The 15,099-nt window shown below is 60.6% G+C and carries 10 protein-coding genes; 5 read left to right on the plus strand and 5 right to left on the minus strand.

The features are described from left to right. Positions 1-94: 94 nt before the first annotated feature. Entirely contained in the window at positions 95-415 is a 321-nt protein-coding gene (locus tag EKN06_RS09640; protein WP_127612745.1) for a YbjQ family protein, read from the plus strand. Positions 416-421: 6 nt separating this feature from the next. Here the strand turns inward: EKN06_RS09640 and EKN06_RS09645 are convergent, their stop codons facing one another. Continuing rightward, positions 422-1,276, minus strand: a complete 855-nt coding sequence (locus EKN06_RS09645) for a class I SAM-dependent methyltransferase (protein ID WP_164844021.1) — start codon at positions 1,274-1,276, stop codon at positions 422-424. 280 nt (positions 1,277-1,556) lie between these two features. Between EKN06_RS09645 and EKN06_RS09650 the strand changes: the two genes are divergently transcribed. Continuing rightward, positions 1,557-3,317 carry a DEAD/DEAH box helicase gene (locus EKN06_RS09650; protein ID WP_127612669.1) on the plus strand — a complete coding sequence of 587 codons (1,761 nt, stop codon included), beginning with the start codon at positions 1,557-1,559 and terminating at the stop codon, positions 3,315-3,317. A gap of 116 nt (positions 3,318-3,433) precedes the next feature. Here EKN06_RS09650 and EKN06_RS09655 read toward each other — a convergent pair whose 3' ends face one another. After that, positions 3,434-5,908 carry a patatin-like protein gene (locus EKN06_RS09655; RefSeq protein ID WP_127612670.1) on the minus strand — a complete coding sequence of 825 codons (2,475 nt, stop codon included), beginning with the start codon at positions 5,906-5,908 and terminating at the stop codon, positions 3,434-3,436. 230 nt (positions 5,909-6,138) lie between these two features. Here EKN06_RS09655 and EKN06_RS09660 point away from each other — a divergent pair, with 230 nt between their 5' ends. The 3 genes from EKN06_RS09660 to EKN06_RS09670 all read left to right on the plus strand — a co-directional run bounded on the left by EKN06_RS09660 (position 6,139) and on the right by EKN06_RS09670 (position 7,995). After that, on the plus strand, positions 6,139-6,606 hold the full coding sequence (locus tag EKN06_RS09660) for a ferritin-like domain-containing protein (RefSeq protein WP_127612671.1): 468 nt from the start codon (positions 6,139-6,141) through the stop codon (positions 6,604-6,606). 72 nt (positions 6,607-6,678) lie between these two features. After that, a complete protein-coding gene (locus tag EKN06_RS09665) occupies positions 6,679-6,945 on the plus strand; it encodes a hypothetical protein (RefSeq protein ID WP_127612672.1) in 267 nt (88 codons plus the stop codon). A 249-nt stretch (positions 6,946-7,194) separates the two neighbouring features. Next, positions 7,195-7,995, plus strand: coding sequence for a DUF2189 domain-containing protein (locus EKN06_RS09670; RefSeq protein WP_127612673.1), 801 nt, complete (start codon positions 7,195-7,197; stop codon positions 7,993-7,995). A 99-nt stretch (positions 7,996-8,094) separates the two neighbouring features. Here the strand turns inward: EKN06_RS09670 and EKN06_RS09675 are convergent, their stop codons facing one another. The 3 genes from EKN06_RS09675 to EKN06_RS09685 all read right to left on the minus strand — a co-directional run bounded on the left by EKN06_RS09675 (position 8,095) and on the right by EKN06_RS09685 (position 15,017). After that, positions 8,095-9,402, minus strand: coding sequence for an HlyD family type I secretion periplasmic adaptor subunit (locus EKN06_RS09675; RefSeq protein WP_127612674.1), 1,308 nt, complete (start codon positions 9,400-9,402; stop codon positions 8,095-8,097). Further along, entirely contained in the window at positions 9,386-11,143 is a 1,758-nt protein-coding gene (locus EKN06_RS09680; protein ID WP_240654749.1) for a type I secretion system permease/ATPase, read from the minus strand. The genes EKN06_RS09675 and EKN06_RS09680 overlap by 17 nt, the downstream gene beginning before the upstream one ends. A 175-nt stretch (positions 11,144-11,318) precedes the next feature. Next, positions 11,319-15,017, minus strand: a complete 3,699-nt coding sequence (locus tag EKN06_RS09685; RefSeq protein WP_127612675.1) for a DUF7507 domain-containing protein — start codon at positions 15,015-15,017, stop codon at positions 11,319-11,321. Between the last annotated feature and the right edge of the window lie 82 nt (positions 15,018-15,099).

The following is a 15,099-nucleotide window of genomic DNA, read 5'->3' on the forward strand; positions in this document are numbered from 1 at the left end:
AACCTTGCGGCACTATTCACCCTGACCGAACAACCGTTTTCGCGATTAGGGAGAATATCGAATGGCAAGTCCGTGGGGAAATGGCGATGGCGGCATGATTGTCACAACCACTCCCACCGTGCAGGGGCGCGAGATCAGCGGCTATCTCGGCATCGTGACCGGTGAAGTCATCGTTGGCGCGAACCTGTTCCGCGACATCTTTGCCTCCATCACCGATCTCGTCGGTGGTCGTTCGGGCAAGTACGAGGAAGTGCTCGCCCGTGCGCGGCGCGAAGCCATCGCGGAAATGAAGGAAGAGGCGATGAAGCTTGGCGGCAATGCGGTCGTCGGCGTCGACCTCGATTACGAAGTGCTGGGCCAGAACGGTTCAATGCTGATGGTCAGCTGTTCCGGCACGGCGGTCGTGCTGGGCTAGGGCCCTTCACCCCGCCGCGCTGCCGATCAACCACATCGCACCGCGAAGCCGCACACTGTCGCCGTCGGCATAAACGCCAAGAGCCTCGCGCAGGGATGCGATGCTCGCGGCGACGATCTTGTCGGGTTGGTTGCGCAGCCAACTGTTGACCGCGCCGATCTGCGTCGACTGGATCACGGCTTCTTCCAACCCGCGCCCGGCCGCGATGTCGAGAACGAGGTCCAGCCGCTCAAAGCTAGGCGGCATCCAGCCAGCCGCGGCCAACACCTCGGTAACATGACCAGGATCAGCAAAGGCGAACATGCCGGGCGCGTGGGGCACAGCGACCGGGCGCGGCGGCAGGTGTCTTGCAACCGCCGCCATCGGCACCGCCATCCACGGGTTTTCGTCCAGCGCGCGCCAACACGCGATCGCCATGCGCGCACCCGGCGCGGCAGCGCGGCGCATGTTCGCAAAGGCCGCCACCCGGTCGCCAAAGAACATCGTGCCGAAAGCGGAGACAAGCAGGTCGTATTGATCCAGCGCTTCTGTTGCGGGATCGACCTTGCGCCAATCGACATTGGCGATACCGGCTATTCCGGCCCGCCGTTCGCCTTCTGCCAGCATCGGTCCGGAAATGTCGTAGCCCGCCACCCGCCCCGTCGGCCCGACAGCGTGCGCGAGCGCCAGCGTCGGTGCACCACAGCCGCAACCGATGTCCGCCACCTGCTGCCCGGGTTTCGGCGCGGCAAACGCCAGCAGCGCGTCGGTCACCGGAGCCAGCGTTATGTCGGTGTGTTCCTGCCGCGCGACCCATGTCTGCCCGCCGGCACCGTTCCAGAACGCCAGCATGTCGGCATTGATTTCGTCGGGATGGGGCATGAACATCTTCCTGTCGGGCGACCGTGGCCCTTTCTATTACGACGGGGTTGAAAAGCGAAACCGGGCGGGCGCGAAACGCCATTGATGGCACTCGTTAAAATCTCTTGAAGCCAAACGGACACAAACGCTGTATGGGCGCCGCAAAGCCGGCTGTGCGAATTGTTCGATTTGTCGGTTTAAAGCTTGCGGTATCCAGCGCTCCGACCTCGCGGTCTTGTCGCTCCGCAACGCCCCTGCATTCGGACTGCCGCCTTTGCGGCCAAAAAAATCGTTGGAAATCATGACATTCACTAATCTACCGCCGCTTTTCGGCGAAGCACTTGCCGAACGCGGTTACGCCGATGCCACATCGGTTCAGGCCGCCGTTCTTGCCTCCGAAGCGATCGGACGCGATTTGATCGTTTCGGCCCAGACCGGGTCGGGAAAGACCGTCGCCTTTGGCCTGTCGATGGCAAACGAACTGCAGGACACCTTCGGCATTCCCGCAGAAGGCCCGCTTGCTCTCGTCATCGCCCCCACCCGCGAACTGGCTTTGCAGGTCGGCCGCGAGCTCGAATGGCTTTACGCCAAGGTGGGCGCGCGTATCGCCACCTGCGTTGGCGGCATGGATCCGTCCAAGGAACGCCGGTCGCTGCGCGGCGGGCCGCACATCGTCGTCGGCACGCCGGGCCGCCTGCGCGATCACCTCGAACGTGGCGCGCTCGACCTCAAGAGCTTGCGCGTGGCGGTTCTCGATGAAGCTGACGAAATGCTCGACATGGGCTTTCGCGACGATCTCGAGGAAATTCTCGACGCGACCCCGACCGAACGGCGTACCCTGCTGTTTTCGGCGACAATGCCCAAGCCGATCGTCGCCTTGGCCAAACGGTATCAGCGCGATGCCCTTCGCATTTCGACCGCGGGCGATTCGCGCGGCCACGGCGACATCGCGTTTCAGGCGGTGACCGTATCGCCTGCCGAAATCGAAGCGGCGGTGGTGAACCTGCTCCGCTTCCACGAGGCGGAAACGGCGATGCTGTTCTGCGCCACGCGCGACAATGTCCGCCGCCTTCATTCGACGTTGCAGGAACGCGGCTTTGCCGTGGTCGCGCTTTCGGGCGAACATAGCCAGTCGGAACGCAATCAAGCGCTGCAGGCACTGCGCGACAAACGCGCGCGCGTTTGTGTCGCCACCGACGTCGCCGCTCGCGGCATCGACTTGCCCAGCCTCAGCCTCGTCATTCACGTCGAAATCCCGCGCGATGCCGAAACCTTGCAGCACCGTTCGGGCCGCACCGGGCGCGCGGGCAAGAAGGGCACCGCCGTAATCATGGTCCCCTATCCGCGCCGCAAGCGGGTCGAGGCGATGCTGCGCGGTGCGAAGATCGACGCCGAATGGATGAACGCGCCCACGCCCGAAGCGATCCGCGCACAGGATCGCGAACGGCTGATCGCCGCGATGCTAGAACCCGTCGAATTCGACGATGAGGATCGCGCGCTGGCCACCTTGTTGATGGCACAGCGTTCGCCCGAAGACATCGCCGCAGCACTGGCCCGCGCCCATCGCGCCGCCATGCCGCAGCCCGAAGATCTTGTCGAAAACACGCCCCAAGCCCGTCAGGCTGCGCAACAGGAACGCCATCGTCCAGGGTTCGAAGACACCGTGTGGTTCAGTATGGATATCGGACGCCGACAGAATGCCGATGCGCGCTGGATCTTGCCGCTGCTGTGCCGTCGCGGCCATATCACCCGCAACGAAGTCGGCGCGATCCGCATCGGTGGCAACGAAACGCATTTCCAGATTCCCCGCACGATCGCCGACAAGTTCGCGGCAGCGGTCGTCCGCACGGCGCAGGACGAAAGCGGCGAAGAAACGGTCCACATCGAAGCATCCGAGGGCCCGCGCGAGACTGCACGCGAAAACCGTTCCGGTCCGCCCCGCACGATGGCGCCCGGTGGCCGCAAGCATGGCCCGCCGGGCGCCGGCGGCCGCGTTGCGGGCAAGGGCGGCAAGCCCGGTGGCCAGCCCGGTGGCCAGCATCGCAAGGGCCGCAAGCCCTGATCCAATCCAGACCCGCATATGCGCTGTTCGGTCCAAAGCCTGACATGCATGTGCGGCCTGCGGACACGGCGGCGAGCGCGTTTTCGAACGAGATGCGCTCGCCGCACCCTGACCGGTCATGTTTTCGACAGTAGCGCCCGAATGGCATCGACCGTCTTCGTGGCTGTGGTGAGAAGCTCTCCCTCCTGATCGAGAACGATCTTGAATGCCTCCCGCTTGTACGCACGAAAATCGATACTGGCCCTTAGCGAACCATCGGTGACGGCGCTGGCGATGATGTCGATCAGGCGCTCGACACCATTGAGCCGTCCCCAAAGGTAGTCGTTTTCGCGCGCCTCGCGACTCATGAAACCGCCGAAACCGATCACGGACGACCCTAGCAGGCTTCGCGATTCCAAAAGATCCTTGAAGCTGTCGCCGTCGATCGGACTGATCCGGTCGACCAGAATATTGCTGAACGAATAAGTCTCGGGCCGCTGCGGATGCGATACGCTCATCGCCTGAAGGAGAACGATGTCCCAATACGGAAACCCGACGTATCCGGACCGGATCTCTTGCCGGTACGCCTCCTCCATCTGGTCCAGCAGCGGGGACGTCAGAAGTTCGTCGAGTTCTTCATTCGAGCCGACCAGCGACAGGGCATCTTCAAGCTCTTCGAAGAACTTCGTGATGTCCCCGTCGCGAACCGCGGCATAGGCCGCCGGGTCCGCATATCGCTCACATTCGGTGGAGCAGAACAGCATTTGCGCGCGACTGGCGAGCGCGGGATGATCGCGATACCCGAACGAACTGCGATCGATATCCTCAAGACATTCCGACAGGCGCTTCTTCAACTGGTCCAGATCGCTCGAAGAAGTCGTAGCGCCTCCCGCATCGTCGCTTCGCCGATACAGCGAATTGACGCTGCTTATAATCAGGGAAATCCGGCGCTTTTTATAGGGGATCGCAAAGTAGACGATGAACCGTGAAAACGCCGGCAGATCGGCATCTTGCGCGACATTATCGGGGATCAGGTAGTCGTTGATAAGAATGCCATGCGCCGTGCACCATGCCTCTACGACCTCCTTGACCCAGACCGCCTCCCGCGACGTCGCGCTGTAATGGCATAGGTCGTCGATTATCGCGGCAACGACGTCGATGCCTTCGCGTACCAGCGCCCGGATCCAAGGATCGTAGACCAGCGCCATTCGGGCAAGCGCATTGGTGGACGTGAGCCTGAGGTGACGCAGTTCGGCCTCCGACATCTTCCCCCCGATCGTCCCTTTCGTCGCTTGCTCTATCAACGCAATGACGTGCTTGCGCGAAATTTCGACGATCTCCTGAAGTCGGTCGACTTGTGCATTCAGCAGGCCGATTTTCTCCAGTTCTTCGTAGATCGGGATCGTGCGCGGCAAATCGCTCAACGCGCTGCGGATCGTCGAAAAGAAACCGGGAACCTCGAGAGCGCTGCTTGCGCCATCTCTTGCGGGGTGCGGATCGACGTAGACGAGGCGCCGGTCGACATCCCGATAGGCGTAATGTTCGGAAATGGCATCGATGGCCGCCTGAACCGGTCGGTTATTGAGCACGCTGCCGTCGAGAAAGACGAAATCCTCCGGCCTGGCGCCAGCGGCCAGATCGGCCGCGAAGTTGCCCTGGAAAAATGCATCCCTTTCGGGCCAATCCCGCCCTGTATTTCCCAGAAACCGATCCAGTTCGCCGACGCTGCACGGCGGAAACGCACCGGGGTAGCTCGCAGTCGCTCTGCTGGCGAACGCGAGCCCCGGGATATTGCCGTCGTCGAATTCGGATTCTGCCCTGAACCCCGGGGATCGCTGCGTCGTGAACCGGATCAACCGTTTGTGCTCGCGTTCGTAAACGACGGGTGGATCGTGAATGAAGATCGGTCTTTGGACCCCATGAAAATCGGTCACCGACAGGAACACGTCCAGAGAGCATTCGGACGGCAGAAGCGTGGCACCCTTCGCCATGTCACCCCTCATCGCCTCCAGCCCGACAGTCAACAGTTCGAGGAAATGAGTGCCATCCAACGGTGGCTTGAACCAGCGCGACCTGATGAATTTGGAAATGCGCCGCCGCATCATGACACTGCTTTCGGGTGGAAGCAGGCCCTCCTTCACCATCCTCACGAATAACAAGCGGGCAATCGGCCAGATGTACCATTTGCTCCACGATTTTGCCCTCGCTTCGGGGGCCAGCAGGCTGATGATGTCCGCCTGCTCCAGCCACATCGAGGTCTGTGGCGCCAGATCCAGATCATGTGCGATGGCGCGGCCCAGCGTGACGGCATTGATGCCACCTGCCGATGATCCCGAGATGATGTCGACGATCACCCGGAGATTGAAGGACTGCCCCAAGGCTTTCAAGAGATTGAAATAAACCGGCTCGGTCGACACCGGACCCTTGGCATTGCGGGATTGTTCGTAAGTGTGCGACGGGTCCTGCTTGATCGCCTGCGACCTTTGCGAATGATAGGACCGCGATGCCCGCACAAGGTTCAGAATCTCGCGATTGACGCCGTGCTGATAGATCGCGAGCGAAACGCCGCCGTAAAGGACCAGCGCGAGCCTAAGCTCTTTTTCCTTCACCATCGCACCTATCGGTTAGCCGGCATGGCGGAAGGCTTACGAACCCACCGTCATTGCGACTGTTCCGACCCTGACGGCCTTTATTCCCGATCCCGAAACTATAGCCCAAGTCCCCGCCATAGACCAGATATTCGCCCGCTCCACTTTGACAGTCAGAACGCCGGCGACTGACGCCAGCGCAAAATTGTGCTATGGCAAAGATGCGGGGAAGATCTGTTGAAAGGAAACTTCCGATGAAGGAAATCGACAGGGATCGCGTCGTCATGATCCTGAACCGTATCCTTGAGCAAGAGCTGGCTGGCGTCGTGCGCTATACGCACTATTCGTTGCTGGTATTCGGCTTCAACCGCATTCCCATCGTTTCTTGGTTGCGAAGCCAGGCCGATGAATCGCTGCTTCACGCGCAGCAAGCCGGTGAGATGATCACACTGCTTGGCGAACACCCATCGCTGAAGATCGGCCCGCTGCTGGAATCGCACAATCACGATATTGGCGCGATACTGCGGGAGTCGCTGGAATCCGAGGCATCGGCGCTTGCCCAGTACAAGGAGCTTTTGGGCGCGGTCGAAGGCAAGTCGGTCACGCTTGAGGAATATGCTCGCAAGATGATTTACCAAGAAGAACTGCACGCCGGCGAGGTCGACAAGATGTTGCGAAAGCCGGGTGATATCGCCGCCTATGCACAAGTCGAGCCTGCCTGATCGGCCGTTAGACTGGACCTGCGCGATATGGTAAAAACGCAACGGATATTTTACGCAAAGGCCAATGTGACGATGGCACCTCCACGGTCCGATCCACGCTCGCTTTACAAGGACCCGGAGTCCTTGCGCTGCGATACGTCGCTGCCGCTTGAAGAACGGCAACGCCTGCTCACGCAATGGAAAGACCTGCTGGACGAACGCCTCAATTCGGAGGCCGAGGGGATGTCGGCACCATCCCCAATGACCGCAGAAGCGGAGGGACGGATCGCGGATGAGGAGCGCAGGGTCAGCAACGCCCTGATCGCGATCGAAGAGGAGATGGCGGCCCGCACGCGATAGGCACCTGTTCGACGGACCGGGGCGCTTTGCCGCCGGGGTGTGGCGGGCAATGGCGCACTGTGCGTCGCATTCTAAAACCTTGCACGCGACTCCGCAGAAGGTGTATTCTCATAAAGTGGCAGGACTGTAATCCTGAGTTCCGAAAAGCGTCTCCACGAGCTTTTTAGCGAAGTCGACTTTACCCCGGTCGCCCGGAATGCTCGATAATTGAAAGCCTTTTCGTCCTGCCCCGCTGAGAGGAGCCGGATGATGGCTGTGGTTCATACCAACGAACGTCGCGTGCAGGCACACGACTATCCTGTTCGCGCAATATATTTGCATGACCTGCGGATTGCGCTTGGTCAGGGATGGCAGGATTTCTTGGCAAAGCGGGGCGATCTCATATTCCTTGGGCTCGCCTATCCCGTGGTGGTCGTGCTTGCCGCAGCACTTGTCATGAATGCTTCAATCCTGCCGCTTGTGTTCCCCCTCGTCGCCGGGTCCGTCATTTTCGGCCCCGTCATCGCCAGCGGCTATTACGAACTGGCCCGGCGTCGAGAGCTTGGACAGGATTCGCGCTGGCGGCATTTTTTCGATGTGCTGCGCGGTCCGGTCGCCATCCCCTTGGCCGGCCTGACGGGCATGACGGTGCTGGTCTTCGCGCTATGGGTCGTGGCGGCGTGGTTCATCTATGGCCCAACGGTCGGCGCGCTGGTGCCCGAGGGGTTTGCTTCGGCGCAGCAATTCCTGCGCACCGTATTTGCAACGCCGCAGGGGTGGACGATGATCGTCGTCGGCAATGTGGTCGGGCTGGCGTTCGCGATCCTCGCGCTGGCTATCTCGATGGTGTCGTTTCCGATGGTCGTCGACAAGCGGGTAGAACCGGCCGTCGCGGTGCGCACGTCCATTCGCGTCGTGCGGAAAAATCCAGTGACATCGGCGATCTGGGGCCTGATTATCGTTGCGCTTTCGCTTGTGGGCGCGGCATTTGCGCTCGTCGGCTTGGCGGTAGTGTTTCCGGTCTTGGGTTACGCGACATGGCATCTCTATACGCGCGCGGTCGTCCGGTAAGCCCGGATCGGTTATGGCTATAGCTCTGGGCCATAGCTTGGGGTCATAGCCTTGCCTGATCCCGATGGCTGGTGGCGAACACCGCCGGCCTCGCCGCAGTCAGTCGCGAAAGGCCGTCTGGCTCAAGCGGGTCAGGGGCGTGAAGATGTACGACAGGATCGACCGCTTCTCGCCAAGAAGGTTCACGTTCGCGATCATGCCCGGCCCGATGGCGAGGACGGAACCGGACTTGTCGCGCAACTGGTCGGTCGTCTGCACTTCGACTTGATAGAATGTTTCGCCTGATTGTTCGTTGAGCACGGCATCGGGCGAGATGGAAGTGACCTCCCCCTTCAGCGTGCCGTATACTGCCCGGTTATAAGCGGTGATCTCCAGATGCGCTTCCTGCCCCAGACGCACGTTGCCGATGTCGGAAGGGCGCACCTGCGCCTCGACATAGAGCACGTCGTTGGACGGGACGATCTCGGCAATGGGCAGGCCCGCGGAAACCGAACCGCCGACTGTGGTCACCAGCACGCGATTGACCTTGCCGCTCATCGGTGCGCGGATCACCGTGCGATCGACGCGGTCGGACAAGGCAGGAAGCTGCAATTGCTTGGCGGTCAGTTCGGCCTGGGCGGTGGATAGCTCGCTTCCTGCCCGGCTTAGCCAATCGCTCCGCGCCTGAGCGGCGGATGCGGCAGCCTCGGCGACGCCGGCCCTGGCCCGGGCCAGCGACGCTTCGGCGGAATCGACCTCTTTCTGCGCGACGAGAGCGGTATTGTCCGCCTTGATGAAATCCATCTTCGGGATGACTTTAGTATCCACCAGCGGGCGCAGCATTTCCACTTCGCGTTGCGCGGTCAGCAGGTTCGACCGCCGAGCCTCGAGCAGGGACTGAGCCTCGATCACCGCGCGTTCGGCCTGAACCACGCGGGCCCGGCTGACTGCCACGGCGCTTTGCAATTCGGCCATGCGCGCCGAATGTAGCGATTGTTCTATCGCGATCTGGTTGTCCGAAGCCGAGCCGTAATCGGGCGTGCTGCCACGCACTTCGCCGGTCAGGCGCGCGATCTTTGCCTCCAGCGCGCCGACTTCGGCATGCGAGCTGCCATAGGCCGCGTTCGTCAGCGTGGGCGAAAGCCGCACCAGCACATCACCGCGCTTTACGTTGTCGCCCACCTTGACGAGGATCTGTTCGACCACGCCTCCTTCAAGGTTCGATACGACCTGCAGCTTCGAGCTTGGCACGACCTTGCCCAGCCCGCGCACCGTTCGGTTAATCTCTGTCACCGATGCCCAGATGACGAGGACCACGATGAAGCCCATGATGATCCACAAGATGTAATTGGCCGATTTGCGGGCCGCGAACTCCTGGCTTTCGATCGAGGCTTCGCCTCCGGTGAGCCTTTCAAGCAGCGCGTTCATCGTTTTTCGCTCCAGATACCGTCCTCAATTTCGAAATGCGGGCGTTCACCGCTTCTGGCGTCCCGTCGGCCATGATCCGGCCCGCGGACAACATGATGATCCGGTCGGCCAGCTGCAGGAGCGAGGGACGGTGCGTGATGAGGATGAGCGTGCGGCCCTTGAATTCGTTGCGGAGATTTTCGATCAGCCGGCGTTCCGTTTCGACATCGACCGACGACGTCGGTTCGTCCAAAATGATCACCGGCGGACTGCCGACCAACGCCCGGGCAAGAGCGATCGATTGCTTTTGCCCGCCCGACAGGCCATCCCCGCGGTCGGCCAGCGAAAGATCGTAGCCCTGTGGCATGCGTGCAATGAATTCGTGGGCAAGGCTGACTTGCGCGGCGCGCACCATCTCGCTGTCGTCGACATCCTCGCGACAGAGCAGGATGTTGTCGCGGATCGATCCGGTCAGCAGGGTATTGTCCTGAAACAACGCGCCGACCTTGGGCCTGAGCGCCGCCGGCGAAAGCTGCCGAATGTCGACCCCGTCCATCATGATCAGGCCGCTGGTCGGCCAGTACAGCCCGATCATGAGACGCGCGATCGTGGATTTGCCGGAACCGATAGGACCGACGATCGCGACATGTTCGCCCGGCCGCACTTTGAAGCTCACGTCGCGCAGCGCCATTTCCGCAGCACCCGGATAGCGGAAATCGACACTGCGGAATTCGATGCCACCATCGACCCATGAAAGATTGAGCCCGGACCCTTCCGGACCTTCGACCGGCCGCTCCATCAACCGGTTGATCTGGGTATAGGCCGTGCGCGCGGCGTTGGCGCGCGTGAGCAGTTGCGCGATGGTGCCGAGTGGCGCAACGACCCGTCCCGCCAGGATCGAACATGCGATCAGGCCGCCCATCGTCAGGGAATGGTTGGCGATTGCGAACACGCCGAAGATCACCACGCCTGTATAGGCGGTCGTCTGGGCCGTGCCCGCGATGTTGATCGGGATTGTCGAAATCAGGCGCTGACGCAGAGACGCACCGGCATGATCAGTTACCGCCGCATCCCAGCGGCGGGTCAGGATCGGACCGGCATTGGCCGACTTGACCGTTTCGAGGCTGCCGATCATCTCGACGAGGACCGACTGCTTGCCCATTTGTCCGCTCAACGATTCCGCCGAAAGCTTGCGCATCATAGGCTGCGTCGCCAACGCGGCGATCACCACGAGCGGGATCATCATCAGCGGCACCATGACAAGCCAGCCACCGATGAGCGCGATCACGGCCAAGGTCAGAATGATGAACGGCAGGTCGACCAGCGCGGTTATCGTCGCCGAGGCAAAGAAATCGCGCAGCGTGTCGATCTCGCGCACCAGGCCCGAAAGGCCGCCGGTCGAATGGCGTCCAAAATCGAACCGCATCTGCAATATGCGGTCGAAGATGGCCTTGCCGATATCCCGGTCGACCCGGGCGCCCGCCACATCGACGAAATAGGCGCGGAGGATTTTGAGCACGAAATCGAAGAGCAGGATGATGACCAACCCGATCGACAGACCTATAAGGGAATCCGTCGCGTTATTGGGGACGACGCGATCATAGACCGTCATCGTGAACAGCGCGGTGATCATCGCGAACATGTTGATCATGGCAGCCGCCATGGCGACCTTGAGATAGATGGCTCGATTGGCCTTCAGCGGTTTCGACAGCCATTCGGCCATCCTGCCTTTGGGCAGTTCGATTTCCGTTAGCGACGCCAAGTTACCCCCCTTCGGCCCGTTTTCGGCCGGGCTGATGTCTCCGGATCGTTCGTCTTCGACTTCAACAAATTTTCGGCGTGGCTGTGTCGGGGGGAAGAAAACATCCGATATTGCATCGCTTTCTCCCCCCACATTCTTCGATCAGATTCCGCCAGATGTCGTGATCAGACGCATGTCAGGCGATCAACGTCATCTGGGTCAGATCAGCGGTGTTGTCGTTGACCTGCGCCATGGCGATGAGAGCGAACGGATCGTCACGGTCACAACAGTATTCGTCGCCGTTGATGGTGCCGAAATTGTTGAATTCATCGAGCGCTGCGTGAATGTCGTCCGCACCGTCCTTCCAGGTGGTGGAATTGGTCTTCACCGCCGCACCGGTCTTGATCTCGTTCAGGCTGATCTTGTCGTCGGAACCGATGGCAAGGCTCTGGAACCAGTCGATGGCATCGCCCAATGCTTCCTCGGGCGAATAACCTTCGGCGCCATAGCGGTCATCGAAACATTGGCCATCGTCGCCACCATTGGCGAGATAGTTCAGCCAGCTTGCGACCGTATCCCGGCCCAGAATCCACACCCCGTCAGCCTGCTTGCCAGTCAACTGGCGGTTGGATGCATTGATCAGTTCCTGCGCGGCGTCGAGCGAGATGAAGAGCGTGTCTTCACCGTTGTTCTCGATGCCGTCGCCGTTCCAGTCGCCGACCAGCAAGCCGGCCACGTCCGCTCCGTCGATGACGCCACTTCCGTCTGAATCGACCGCATATAGCAGTTCGCCGTCGGCAAAGCCGGGTTGTCCGGCATGCTTGGCTTCATCCCCTGCGATGCCGTTCCAGAAAACGTAACCGTTATTCGACCAGAAGCCCGGCGTGCCGACACCTACGCATTCCTCGCTCGGCAGTACAAAGTAACCGGCCTCGTTCTCGTCGCTGACGCCCTGATCGGTCGTCACCTCGGCGACATTGACATGGTTGCCGAGAACGGATTCGTATTGGTAGTAAACCTTTACGATCGCATCGGGAGCAAGGTCGAAGTCGATGACCTGATCCGTACCGGCCAGATCCGACCAGGTGCCACCGTCGATGTCCCATACGCCGTCGGCGTCATAGTCGGCATAGACCAGCGCTTCGCCGCCGGCATTGATCGTGTTGTAATCGAGGTTTGCACCGTCGAGAATATCCTCCAAGGTCACACCGGTCAGCGTGATGTTGCCGGTATTGATGAGGATGACCTCGAACATCACTGTCGTCGACGTGCTGGCTTGCGGCTTCGTCAGATCGTCCGCCGCCACATAGACGTTGCTGGTGTAATCGGTCTTGACGTTCTTCTCGATTGACACGTCGGGATCGCAGACCACCGGGGTCTCGACCTCGTTGCCCTGGGTGTCGGTGAAGTAGTGCGGATCGCCCTCTTCGCCAAAGTCGAACGTCGCGGCCACCGAGTTGGTGATCGTCTCGTCCGTCGCGCAAAGCTCGTCGAGCTCTTCCTGCGTGACCGTCTCGGTCCATTCGTAGGTCCAGGTCTCGCCGACCTGCAGCACGTTGTCGTCGGTATCCGATTCCAGGAAATCGTCGAAGATGCTCGCGTCGACGCCTTCGAACGTGTCGACCACGTCCACCAGGTTCAGCGTCACGTTGCCGGTGTTGGTGATCGTGATCCGGTAGGTCACCGTGTCGCCATCGCTGTCGACCGCATCGTCCGCCGTCGTCCCGGTGTCGCCGCCTTCAAGCTCGACGCCGCCCGATACCGACACGATCTCCTTCACCGCCGTGAACTCGGGATCGCAGACCACCGGGGTCTCGACCTCGTTGCCCTGGGTGTCGGTGAAGTAGTGCGGATCGCCCTCTTCGCCAAAGTCGAACGTCGCGGCCACCGAGTTGGTGATCGTCTCGTCCGTCGCGCAAAGCTCGTCGAGCTCTTCCTGCGTGACCGTCTCGGTCCATTCGTAGGTCCAGGTCTCGCCGACCTGCAGCACGTTGTCGTCGGTATCCGATTCCAGGAAATCGTCGAAGATGCTCGCGTCGACGCCTTCGAACGTGTCGACCACGTCCACCAGGTTCAGCGTCACGTTGCCGGTGTTGGTGATCGTGATCCGGTAGGTCACCGTGTCGCCATCGCTGTCGACCGCATCGTCCGCCGTCGTCCCGGTGTCGCCGCCTTCAAGCTCGACGCCGCCCGATACCGACACGATCTCCTTCACCGCCGTGAACTCGGGATCGACGCAGACGTCGACCGTGGCGTCGTCGTCATCATCGACAGAGGTGCCGGTCGTCGCGCCCTGGCCCGAAACATCGGCGACGTTATCAAGATCTCCGTCGCCGTCGATCCCGTTCGTATCGAGGTCGTCCTGGGTAACGGCGCGGGTGTAGGTGTATGACCAGACTTCGCCCGCATCCAGCATGTCGTTGCCGTTGGTATCGCCAACCCGTGCGACTTCGCCCGCCTCGAGCGTGTCGTCACCGTCATCCAGAATGACGACAGTGCCGTCCTCGAAAGTGTCGGTCACAACCAAGTTGCTCACCGATTCCTCGCTCGTCGGGCCGATACCGTCGAAATCTTCGAGGCTTACCTGAACCGTGTAAGTGATCGTTTCGGATGTGGCATCGGCGCATTCGTCCTCACCGTCGATATCGGCGGTCTTGTCGATGTAGACCTGCGGAATTAGCGGCCGGTTTCCGATTGGGTCGGCATAGTAAATCGTGCCAGGATCGTCGCTGCCCGAAACGACAATCGTGTCGTATGCCTGCGTCGTCAGGAAATCCGCATCCTCGTCCGCTTCCTTCACGAAATAGGTGAAGCCGGTCTTCACGCCGAAGAACTTGAATGATCCGTCTGCTTCGGTCTCGGTTGTCTGGAGAAGCTGGTCCTCCGTTTCGTCAAGAACGCCGTCGCCGTCCGTGTCGACCCAAAGCTCGATCGTGTAGGACGCCGGCGGAGCGCCTTCGCCCAAGTCCTTCTCGCCATCCGCGTCGGCATCGCTGAACTTCGTGCCGACAATCTTCACCGCGTTCTGCGTCCGCCACTCCTCGAACGTCGCGTCGGTATCGTAATCGTTGTCGTAAGGGTCCTTGCCGGTCGCATCCGGGATGGGGTCCGCAAAACCGAATTCGGAATACAGATACAGATACGTCTCTTCCGGATCGAGGCCCTCGAAATAGCTTACGGGCACAAGTACCGAAAGGTCGGACCGGCCCGAACCGGTCGAATAGGCGTCCGTAAGGATAATGGAAACATCGTACACACCCGAACCTTGCGGCACGAACGAAGCATTGTACGACGTCGCTCCATCCATGTCGTAGGCAATGCTCTGCGTAAACAGATTGGCCTTCGTGGTGATATCCGCATTATCGGCTGTAAATAGGATAAACCTGTCTAGCGATATCTGCGCGTTCTCAAGGCTGCTGTTGTTCTCGTTCGCATCCATGAGGAATTCGTAATACGCGTTGCCGAATTCATCGGTCGTAATCGCGATGTCCGCCAGCGTGATTGTGTGCGTGAAGTTCGAGGATGTCTTGATCTGGTTGTTGGACGTACTCGAACTGTCCGCGTTGAAACCGCCTTCGGTCCCGGTATTCTGAATGCCGAGAAAATCGTTGAAATTGCCCGTTCCCGAGTTGAGGGCCGCACCGCCTTCGAAGATCGCCCCGCCGATCTCGACCAGGCCGAGGTCGCTGGAACTGAAGCTGACCGGGTCGCCATTGCTATCGTAAGTGTAGCCGGTCAGGTCGAGATCGACCTTGCCATCACCGGTCAGATCATCATCGTTCGTGGACCCATCCACGTAGAGATCGGTAATCCCGTTAGCGAGGATGTTGTCCTTGTTCCAGGTGAACCCGCTGTAATAGTCGGTTGCTTTGTCCCAATACTTGATGATCGACATGGCTCAATTCCCCAAAAATCAAGCGTCAAAAAAAGCGCCTACAGCGGTGCTGCGGCGCCAACGGAAAGCTTACGGTTCGCCC

Source organism: Croceicoccus ponticola (assembly GCF_004004515.1).
GTDB classification, from domain to species: Bacteria; Pseudomonadota; Alphaproteobacteria; order Sphingomonadales; family Sphingomonadaceae; genus Croceicoccus; species Croceicoccus ponticola.

Bases quoted from the DNA above. Each gene is read 5' to 3' on its own strand.
- EKN06_RS09655 (WP_127612670.1), bottom strand. From the start codon at position 5,908: ATGGTGAAGGAAAAAGAGCTTAGGCTCGCGCTGGTCCTTTACGGCGGC.
- EKN06_RS09640 (WP_127612745.1), top strand. From the start codon at position 95: ATGATTGTCACAACCACTCCCACCGTGCAGGGGCGCGAGATCAGCGGC.
- EKN06_RS09685 (WP_127612675.1), bottom strand. From the start codon at position 15,017: ATGTCGATCATCAAGTATTGGGACAAAGCAACCGACTATTACAGCGGG.
- EKN06_RS09650 (WP_127612669.1), top strand. From the start codon at position 1,557: ATGACATTCACTAATCTACCGCCGCTTTTCGGCGAAGCACTTGCCGAA.
- EKN06_RS09660 (WP_127612671.1), top strand. From the start codon at position 6,139: ATGAAGGAAATCGACAGGGATCGCGTCGTCATGATCCTGAACCGTATC.
- EKN06_RS09670 (WP_127612673.1), top strand. From the start codon at position 7,195: ATGGCTGTGGTTCATACCAACGAACGTCGCGTGCAGGCACACGACTAT.
- EKN06_RS09665 (WP_127612672.1), top strand. From the start codon at position 6,679: ATGGCACCTCCACGGTCCGATCCACGCTCGCTTTACAAGGACCCGGAG.
- EKN06_RS09645 (WP_164844021.1), bottom strand. From the start codon at position 1,276: ATGCCCCATCCCGACGAAATCAATGCCGACATGCTGGCGTTCTGGAAC.
- EKN06_RS09675 (WP_127612674.1), bottom strand. From the start codon at position 9,402: ATGAACGCGCTGCTTGAAAGGCTCACCGGAGGCGAAGCCTCGATCGAA.